Annotated in this window: 11 protein-coding genes; 3 read left to right on the top strand and 8 right to left on the bottom strand. The window is 43.9% G+C overall.

Annotation, left to right across the window (positions count from 1 at the left end; translation table 11 throughout):
- Positions 1 to 65 precede the first annotated feature (65 nt).
- The 3 genes from E1163_RS14680 to E1163_RS14670 form a co-directional block, all read right to left on the bottom strand.
- Entirely contained in the window at positions 66 to 1001 is a 936-nt protein-coding gene (locus E1163_RS14680; RefSeq protein WP_185156095.1) for an AraC family transcriptional regulator, read from the bottom strand.
- Positions 1002 to 1142: 141 nt separating this feature from the next.
- Complete coding sequence (locus tag E1163_RS14675; protein ID WP_155173096.1) at positions 1143 to 1610, bottom strand: DUF4440 domain-containing protein; 468 nt, start codon at positions 1608 to 1610, stop codon at positions 1143 to 1145.
- Complete coding sequence (locus E1163_RS14670) at positions 1594 to 1923, bottom strand: Mpo1-like protein (RefSeq protein ID WP_155173094.1); 330 nt, start codon at positions 1921 to 1923, stop codon at positions 1594 to 1596. Before E1163_RS14670 ends, E1163_RS14675 begins: the two co-directional genes overlap by 17 nt.
- Before the next feature lie 222 nt (positions 1924 to 2145).
- On the opposite strand from E1163_RS14670, the gene E1163_RS14665 reads away from it, so the two are divergent.
- From E1163_RS14665 to E1163_RS14655, 3 genes are all read left to right on the top strand, one after another.
- On the top strand, positions 2146 to 2910 hold the full coding sequence (locus tag E1163_RS14665; protein ID WP_155173093.1) for a M57 family metalloprotease: 765 nt from the start codon (positions 2146 to 2148) through the stop codon (positions 2908 to 2910).
- Between the two features lie 397 nt (positions 2911 to 3307).
- On the top strand, positions 3308 to 4039 hold the full coding sequence (locus E1163_RS14660; RefSeq protein WP_155173091.1) for a hypothetical protein: 732 nt from the start codon (positions 3308 to 3310) through the stop codon (positions 4037 to 4039).
- Between the two features lie 147 nt (positions 4040 to 4186).
- Positions 4187 to 5044: an urease accessory protein UreD gene (locus tag E1163_RS14655; protein WP_185156094.1), complete on the top strand. Its 858-nt coding sequence runs from the start codon at positions 4187 to 4189 to the stop codon at positions 5042 to 5044.
- A gap of 1 nt (position 5045) precedes the next feature.
- Here E1163_RS14655 and ureG read toward each other — a convergent pair whose 3' ends face one another.
- The 5 genes from ureG to E1163_RS30580 form a co-directional block, all read right to left on the bottom strand.
- Positions 5046 to 5801 carry an urease accessory protein UreG gene (gene ureG, locus E1163_RS14650; RefSeq protein ID WP_155173087.1) on the bottom strand — a complete coding sequence of 252 codons (756 nt, stop codon included), beginning with the start codon at positions 5799 to 5801 and terminating at the stop codon, positions 5046 to 5048.
- 5 nt (positions 5802 to 5806) lie between these two features.
- On the bottom strand, positions 5807 to 6481 hold the full coding sequence (locus E1163_RS14645) for an urease accessory protein UreF (protein ID WP_155173085.1): 675 nt from the start codon (positions 6479 to 6481) through the stop codon (positions 5807 to 5809).
- Entirely contained in the window at positions 6481 to 8196 is a 1716-nt protein-coding gene (ureC, locus tag E1163_RS14640) for an urease subunit alpha (protein ID WP_155173083.1), read from the bottom strand. The genes E1163_RS14645 and ureC overlap by 1 nt, the downstream gene beginning before the upstream one ends.
- A gap of 9 nt (positions 8197 to 8205) precedes the next feature.
- Complete coding sequence (gene ureA / locus E1163_RS14635; protein WP_155173081.1) at positions 8206 to 8967, bottom strand: urease subunit gamma; 762 nt, start codon at positions 8965 to 8967, stop codon at positions 8206 to 8208.
- 2 nt (positions 8968 to 8969) lie between these two features.
- Positions 8970 to 9469, bottom strand: a 500-nt coding sequence (locus E1163_RS30580) for an urease accessory protein (protein WP_185156093.1), incomplete at its 5' end; no start/stop codon positions are given.

The raw sequence follows: 9469 nt of genomic DNA, 5'->3' as shown, positions 1-9469 counted from the left end.
TTTTTTTTTTCTATTATAGAGGGACTATCTGCAATTAAGGGTAAATCCGATAATATTTTACCTGTTTACTTCGGTTGAGGCGCTCCGGACATAGTCAGGCAAAGATCTCTGTATTCGGAAGGGGTGATGCCGGCTATCTTTTTGAAGGCATTGTTAAAAGAGACTTTATTGTTAAACCCGGAGTCAAGGGCAATATGGATTATCTTTTTATCTGTCTGATCAGGGTCTTTCAGCATTGATTGAGCCTCATGGATGCGATACTGATTAATAAAGTCAGAAAAGCTCTGCCCGTCGAGTTCATTGATGCTCTGGGAAATATGGTGAGGGGACAGCTCCAGTTGTTTTGCCAATTGCTGTAGCTTAAGGTTGCTGTCCAGGTAGGGCTTTTCAGTTTCCATATATGTTTTGATCCGGGTTAAAATAGACTCTGCGGCTGTGGTTGAAAGCGATGATCTTTGGTATTTGGAGGCTTCATTGCGTATAAGTATCTGGGGGTTTTGGTATCCATGATAGCCAATAAAATAAATGAATACCGATGAGGCTATAGATATAATATAGTCGTATTCGATTTTTAATGTGCCTGTAAACACCAGCGCATAATAGGCAAAGAAACTTAATGTATAACCCGTAAAGGCATAGGCTACCTTTTTACGCCAGAGCAGAAACTTCAATTCACCATTATGGAGATTGCTGCCCATAGCATGTATAAACCAAAAAATGGCCGCACTGTAAAAAAGCAGGTGTCCGCATTGAAAAATCACCTGGGTTGTCCTGATTAGAGGATGATATGAAATGTTAAAAGCAGGCTGAATAAAAAAGTAGATCAGGTAAAGTACAAAGGGGAGCAGGTGCCAGCCGTTGAAATACAAGTTTTTCCTGTCGGACCGAATATAAAAATAAGCCAGTGGCCCCAGTACATAGGTAAGTCCCTGAGCTGAGGCTATACTCTTGGGGAGTAATTGATCATAATGCGTCCAATAGGTTACATAGTAAAATAGCATGACGCTGAATGATAAAACAAGAAAGCCCAGTAGGTTATTTATTGAAGAGCCTCTCAAAAAAATCATGGTGCTTAAAAAGATTCCCTGCACCGCAGCAATTAAAAAAATGATCGTCCATGTATTTAGTGATGGTTCCATAGGCTATTGGGATGCTCTTGTGGAAGTGATGGAAAACATTTTCCATTGATCATTCTCTTTTCTATAAAGTGCTGTCCATGCGAAGGTTGTGGTCATGTAGGTTGAGTCGGGAGAATCGGCTTCCCTGGTTTCGGTGATTTTGTTTATCGTAAGGGAGGCAAACTTGCCATCGTCTGAGATGTGAATGGCCGGAGGTGCTATGTTGTCCCATTTTCTATATTTGACCTGGTTGAAATACTGAGAAAATTGCTCCTCTATTTGAGCTTTTGAAGCTTTGGATATCTGCCCATTCTGAATGGAAACGAGTGTGTCGGCCATGCGAGAGACCAGTAATCCGGCGTCTCCGGTCATGTGGGCCTTCCTGTCCAGCTCATCTGACAAAAGGAGCTTAGCCACTTCCCCTTCTTTGTCAACGGAGGCTGCGCATGCATTTAGCAATAAAAGTGCAATAAGGCTAAGCGTGACTTTCATTTTGAGGATCAAATTTCCTTTTACCGGTAAGCAGGTCAAAGAACAGGATGAAATCTGAGGCCAGGCTATATCCCGGGTATTGAAAGGTAGCGGGTTTGTTCTTTTCAAAGAAAAAATGCCCTACCCAGGCAAATCCATACCCCACCAGGGGGATAAGAGCAAGCAGCCACCAGATCTGTGTGAATATGGCTGCAAAAAGGAGTGCAAAAACCAAAGCAGTACCTATGAAGTGTAGTACCCTGCATGTAACATCACTGTGCTCAGAGAGGTAAAACGGATAGAATTCTTTGAGGCTGGTATATTTCTTTTCCATATCAGGCTTAGGTTATGTTGGTATAGAAAGTTACAAAATTTTGATGACATATGTTTTGCATCCGATGTGGTTTCCATGACGCGGATATTGGCAAAAGGGTGAAAAGTTACGTCAATAACTATACTATTATTACATGAGTATTGTCAGCGCCAATGTTCATCAGGTATAGTACAATAATATCCCTTAACATTGCGACCATAGTTCAATCTAAACCAACAAAAAATGAGGAGATTATTTTCAATCAGATTGGCTATAGTTGCAGCTTTAAGTTTATATTTTGTTTCATGTACTCAGGAAGATGAGGTAGTTGCCCCGGCAGTTGAGGAGCCTTCTGATGAGCTGGTTGACTTTTTGGTCAGTTCAGGATTCAGCAAAGATGAGATCAAACTGGAGGAGGATGTTTTTGTTATCGATGATGACATTCTCATCGCAAAGGATGAAGTACAGAAGTACGTGGATGGTAACAGGTCTGATCTTTCTGATGCCAGAACAGAGCATTACCGTGGTTACTATCTGGTGAGTAACAGCTATGTTACCAATATCAAATTCTATATTGATTCTTCCGTACCTTCTTCATGGGTGACTGCGATACAGGGTGCGGTAAGTCAGTGGAATGCTGTAAATGGCACAAAATTGTATATGTCAATTGTGTCAAGCAGCAGCAATGCCAATACCGTAATCGGAACTGGCTATTCTTCTGAAAACTGGGTGGCAAGAGCCTATTTGCCTTCATACAACGGCAGGCCGGGACATACCATGACGATCAACACCAAGTATAATTATCTGAACAGTGGTTACAAACTATTTACCATCGTGCATGAGATGGGTCATATATTTGGTTTATACCACACAGATCAAACTCAGGGTTACTTCATTAATGGTACACCTTCTGTTGATTCAAACTCAGTGATGAACTCATACATTTTACCTTGGAATGGTTTCACTTCAGGTGACGTTTCAGCGGTTCAAATACTTTATCCACAGTAGTTTTAAGTAGTTTCTCTAATTTGAAAAGGGGCAGTTTTGCCCCTTTTTTATTTAAACCAGTAGACCTTTTTAGGAAAGCTAAAACGTGAGGAGTAAATAGATTGGAAAGTAAGGTAAGTAATGTGAGAACTTGCCACTAAAAATAAGTAAACCGGCTTATTGTTATATTATACGAGTTTGCCTACTGCTATTAATAACTGTCTGTCAGCAGAGAGGTGAAAATTTAGGATCTCCCCAGAAATTCCGGTTGACCCCCTTTTTACTTGCTTCGTACGCTTATTGCAGAAGTGCATTTTGCTGTTTTCTATTTGACCCTAAGTTATTTGCTGTTTGTTGACTGGGTTATTTATTTAATTATATTGCGAAAATTTTACAAATAACTTAACGATTTATCTGAATGAAACAGAACTTTTTTTGTCTGATGCTGGCGATAGTTTTAGCAGCATCGGGTGCGTATGCCCAAAGTGTAGAAGAAAAAATTGAAAATGAGAATGTGGTATTGGGTGAGATTATTAAAGATGGAAAATCTACCATCGGTTATATCAAGATGATGTACGCCTATGATGACGGATCAGTTTATCCGGCTCCATGGCAGTACCAGTCAGACATAAGGTTTATTCCTAAAGAAGACTTTGAAAAGGCCGAAAAGATCAAGAATAAAATGTATGAGAAGTACGATGCCAAGGATATTGATGGCTATAAATATGATACCCTGGTTTACGAGTCAGTGAAGTATGCTGATATGTCTGCTGTGGGTACCGGTATGATTGCCAAAAAGATGTTCATGCAAAAAATATTGGATGATAAGATTTCCCTTTACTACCACTACGACTCACCTCCTGCAGTGGTTAGTGGTGAAACTTTTGCCAGTTATTATATAGAATGTGCAAAACCTCACCTGGTTTATCAGGTTGGAGATGAAGGTAAGTTAAAGCTGGTGAATGACATGAATGTAGAGAAAGAGCTTGCGGATTGCCCGGATGTGGTTACCAAATATAAAAATGGAGAGTATGAGGCATTAAAGAGCAACGGAGAAGCTTCAGGTGCCAACAAGCTGTTGAATAAAGTGCTCTTCCGCGAGGGTGTGCGTAAAATGGTTATCGAAGACTATAATAAGAGTTGCAAATAATTTCTAATCTTTAGAATGCCCGTGGTCTTGACCACGGGTATTTTCCTTCAGAGCAGTTATAAACTATCCGGCTGTTGCGGCCATTTTCCTTTTTCTGTTTATTTTGACAAGCCATAAAGCAAATAGTCATTCCATTCCATGATTGAAATGCATCAAGCAGTAAACAGTAGTGAAATAGAAGTAGCCCTGGTCCGGGGCAAATCCAAGCTCATCACCTGTAAGAATATACAACCTTTAAAGATCCTGCATCCCAATGCCCATCAGAATACCTGCCATTTAGTACTTACCAGCTATGGAGGAGGTATGGTTTCTTCCGATGTGATCAATATCAGCATAAAATGCGGAGCACATACAAATACCTTTATGGGTTCTCAGTCCAATACGCGTATTTATAAAAATGTATTGAATGCAGTCACGGAGCAAAACATAGAAGGAGACGTGGCCGAAAGTGCCTTGACGGTAGTATTTCCTGACCCGGTGGTACTCCAGGCGGAAAGCCGGTTTAGGCAGTCACAATATTGGGAAGTAGGGCCGGGAGGCTTGCTTTTTCTTGCAGACTGGTTTCAGTCAGGGAGAACGGATAGCGGAGAGAAATACCTGTTTGATACGTACCTTTCGGAGATTAAGATCAGTATCGATGGTAAACTTTTGGTATTGGATCGTTTCAACTTTGCCCCACATGAAAATATAGCGGATTCTCCTGCAAACTTCGGGCAGTATCAGTCCATGCTGTCGATCTATGTGGCAGGTACCCCTGATGATTTACGGTTTAAAAAGATAGAGAACAAACTTCTGGAAATAAGGTCTGAAACCCAGCCTGCCTTAAATTATGATGCAGGTGAGCAAAAATGCATTATTTCCTTGACCCGTGCGCGTGAAGGGGTGTACATCCTAAGGGCCATGGGCAAGTCCAGAATTGATCTGCAACCACTCTGCGCAGGCCTCATGAACCTGTTATCTGCCCCGGAACTGTTGGGGTATAACCCTATGAAAAGGAAGTTCTAGCTCACCGCCGCCTGCTTTCTTTTACCGATTGCAGTGCTTTGGCTTTAGCACCGTTGATATGGCTAATTATCTCTTCCAGGCCATATCCATGCAGTGCCTTGGCAAACAGAAAGGGGCCATCCCCGCGCATTTTCTTTGAATCCCTTTCCATGACCTCCAGATCAGCGCCCACAAGATCCTTCAGGTCTATCTTGTTGATCACCAGCAGATCGGATTGCGTAATGCCCGGGCCTCCTTTGCGGGGTATCTTGTCGCCACCGGATACGTCGATGACATAAATGGAGTAATCCACCAACTCTCGACTAAAGTGTGCGGCCAGGTTGTCCCCGCCACTCTCTACAAACAGAAAGTCGATGTCATAATCAAACTTTTCCATCAGGTCTTCCAGCGCATTCATGTTGAGCGATATATCCTCCCGGATGGCCGCGTGAGGGCAACCCCCGGTCTCTACCCCCACAATACGGTCTGCACTTAAGGCACTGTGACGGATCAGGAATTCGGCATCTTCCCGGGTGAAAATGTCATTAGTGACTACTCCGAGCTTATAATCGTTGCGCATCCTTTCGCACAAAGCTTTGAGTAGGGCCGTTTTACCGGTGCCTACAGGGCCACCTATGCCAACAGTAAATGCCCGCTTCCTGAAATTTCTGTAAGAAGGTAGTTTTCTTGTTTCCCTTTCATTGTAATCGCCGGGGGAGTCATAAGCTTCGTGCGAATGGCCCTGGAGAATAAGAGCAAGTTTATCGAGAATAGGCATATACTTTAATTTTGAAATAGTTTGGAATAAATAAACTCATGGAATACCTGTGCGGTATCCAGTAAAAAGGCTGACCTTGATGCCTCCGTATATCCTTTGTTCAGGTACTTTTCCAACAGGTCGTCAAATAAGGCATAAAAGTCATGTTGCAGTCTGTTGCCTTCCATAGAGCCAATGAAACCCAGCCTGATGGCAGCACTGATCTGGTCCCTTAAAACGATGTGCAGGTACATGGCATGTACGTCTTGAAGGTCGAACCCGGCCCTTTTCATGCATAGCGGGAACATAATAACAAAATGAACCGGGATGGTATGCTTCACAAACCATTGATTGACTTTACTCATATCTCCGTCAGGGTAGAAGGACGTCATCAACCTTAGCCAGTTTTTTCCTTGAATTACACTGGCTTTGTATATGGCAGGTACCAACATGGTGGCTTCATAGCTTTCCGTTATTTTCAATAAATCATCATCCAGGTCAGGGTGATTAAAGCAGGAATTGATGAAGGGTATATCCATACTTGCCGACTGCTGTAAAAAGGAGTACAGGTGTTTTTTAAAACCATAAACATCCTTGATCATGCCGAAAGTAATGCTGCTTTCGAGGCCGGAAGAGTTGGCAAACGAACCTGTAGGCAACGAGGAATCTACCAGGTGCATCAATCTTGCATACTTGTTCATCAGAATAAATTATATAGTTGTGCCAAAGGCAGTTGAGATGCCGGCTCGCAAGTCAGGTGTTCTCCATCCACGGTTACTTTGTAAGTTTCAGGGTCGACGTCAATGGACGGCAGGTAATCGTTCAGTGCCATGTCCTTTTTGCCAATATTCCGACAGTGCTTAACCGCCACGATCTGCTTGGAGAGTCCATAGTTTTTACTCACATGATCCAGAGAAGCCTCTGATACAAAGGCCATTGACGTTTTGCCGATGGCACCTCCAAATGCACCAAACATGGGCCTGGAGTAAGAGGGCTGTGGCGTAGGGATAGAGGCATTGGCATCACCCATCTGTGATTGTACTATCACGCCACCTTTAATGATCATTTCCGGTTTTGAGCCGAAGAAAGCCGGTTTCCAGAGTACCAGGTCAGCAAGCTTGCCCACTTCAACTGAGCCAATCTCCGAAGCAAAGCCATGTGCTCTTGCCGGGTTGATGGTGTACTTGGCAATATATCTCTTAACACGGAAGTTATCTGCTTCTTTCACAGTCTCCTCAGCCAGTTCTCCTCTCTGTACCTTCATTTTGTGAGCTGTCTGCCACGTACGGCAGACTACTTCGCCCACCCTGCCCATAGCCTGTGAATCGGAGGCCATAATGGATAAAGCGCCCATGTCATGCAGAATATCTTCGGCAGCAATGGTTTCACCTCTGATACGGCTTTCGGCAAAAGCTACATCCTCAGGAATATTTTTATCAAGGTGGTGGCAAACCATGAGCATATCGAGATGCTCATCGATAGTGTTGACCGTAAAAGGCCGGGTAGGGTTGGTGGATGATGGTATCACATTGGGTTCACCGCAGGTTTTTATAATATCAGGAGCATGTCCGCCACCTGCACCTTCTGTATGGTAGGTGTGTATGGTGCGTCCCTTAAAAGCTTTGGTCGAAGTTTCTACAAAACCACTTTCATTCAGGGTATCAGTATGTATGCACACCTGGATGTCGTATTGGTCTGCAATAGCAAGGCAATTGTCTATGGTTGCCGGTGTGGTGCCCCAGTCTTCATGTAGTTTTAGTCCCAGCGCGCCTGCTTCTATCTGTTCGGTCAGGCCTTCCGGTTTTGAGGAGTTGCCTTTACCGAGGAAGCCGAAGTTTAAAGGGAAACTGTCTGTGCTTTTTAGCATCATTTCAATATAGAATGCTCCCGGCGTACAGGTAGTAGCATTAGATCCCGCAGCAGGACCGGTACCTCCGCCAACCATAGTGGTAACGCCAGAAGCCAATGCTTCGTGGATCTGTTGCGGGCAGATGAAATGAATATGCGTATCTATAGCTCCGGCCGTAAGTATCTGTCCTTCCCCGGCCACAACTTCGGTAGTAACCCCGATCACCATATTTGGGTCTATACCAGGCATAATGTGTGGATTCCCGGCTTTACCTATGCCCGTAATTCTTCCGTTCTTTATCCCTATATCAGCTTTGTAAATGCCGGTATAGTCTATTACCAGTGCATTGGTAATAACAAGGTCAAGTGCTCCATCCTGAGGTACACCGCTAGCTTGTCCCATGCCATCGCGGATAACTTTGCCGCCACCGAATTTCACCTCTTCACCATATATACAGTAGTCTTTTTCGACTTCTATGATCAAATCTGTATCTCCCAGCCGGACTTTGTCTCCGGTAGTAGGGCCGTACATGTCGGCGTATGCTTTACGGTCTATATTGTAGCTCATGGTATATCTTTAGTGTTGGGTGCTAAATTGAAAGCCTTCTTTTTGTGCTTTTTCTATGGCTTTTTCCTTATTATGATCATTAATACCTCCGTCGGTGAGATTATTGCCGCCGTAGATGATTTTTTGTCCGTCTATGGCTACTAAATCCACTTTTTTGGTTTCGCCCGGCTCAAACCGTACGGCAGTTCCGGCAGGAATGTTGAGCCGGTACCCAAAGGCTTTAGGCCTGTCAAATCTCAACATGGCATTTGTTTCGAAGAAAGGGTAGTGAGAACCAACCTGAACGGGCCTGTCCCCATCGTTGGTAACATGTACTTCAATGGTTTCCCTGCCGGGGTTCAGTGTGATGTCGTCAGGCTTAAGCCTGTATTCACCGGGTTTGTTTATGGCAGTATTGTCAGGTGGTGTGGTCAGCCCCTGCTTAGTTAGCCCGGAGCTATACAATGCCAAAAGCGGGTCGCCTGATTCGCGGCATATCGGGTGGTGCACCGTTACGAGTTTGGTGCCATCGGCAAATGTCCCTTCTACCTGCACTTCATGGATCATCTCCGCCACGCCTTCCATTACATCGTTGAGGCCCAGCAGTTTCTTTCCTTTGTTCATCAGCTCGGCTACACTTTCCCCATCACGAATAAATTCAAGTATTTGTGCAGCAATAAGAGCTACTGCCTCGGGGTAGTTGAGCCTGAGTCCGCGGGCATACCGCTTTTGGGCAAGAAAGCCGGCATTGTGAAGTACCAGCTTGTCAATATCTTTTGGAGAAAGATGCATAATTATGATTTCATTTGAATTAGGTTTTCGTAGATCATGTAGCTGCCATAGGTAATGCATACAATAGATGATATCACTATGGCAATCGATTTTATGACAGTGTTGACTTTCATTCTGAGGGTAAAAGGAATGCTGAAAAGGCTGGCTGCGATCAGCATGCCCAGCATGGAGCCGATGCCAAATACCACTAAATAGGCAATGCCCAGATAGATATCTTTAATTTCGCTCATTACCAGTAACACGAGGGCTCCGCTACCGGCCAGGCCGTGGATCAGGCCAATGGAATAGGCAAAGCCATGTTTATATCTGAAAGAATCCATTTTGCGAGAGTAGCTGCTCTTATTGGTTAAGCGGGTAAAACCCATGATTATAAGCATGCCCCCAACTATAGCTTCGAAAATCCCACTATCCAGAAAGGTAGCCCGGCTGAGAATAATAAATGTACCGACTATAACTATAGTAGTAGTATGGCCCAGCCCCCAATAAACCCCGTCTTTTAAAG

The organism is Fulvivirga kasyanovii (genome assembly GCF_009711405.1).
GTDB classification, from domain to species: Bacteria; Bacteroidota; Bacteroidia; order Cytophagales; family Cyclobacteriaceae; genus Fulvivirga; species Fulvivirga kasyanovii.
This window is presented reverse-complemented; position numbering and strand designations above follow the sequence as displayed.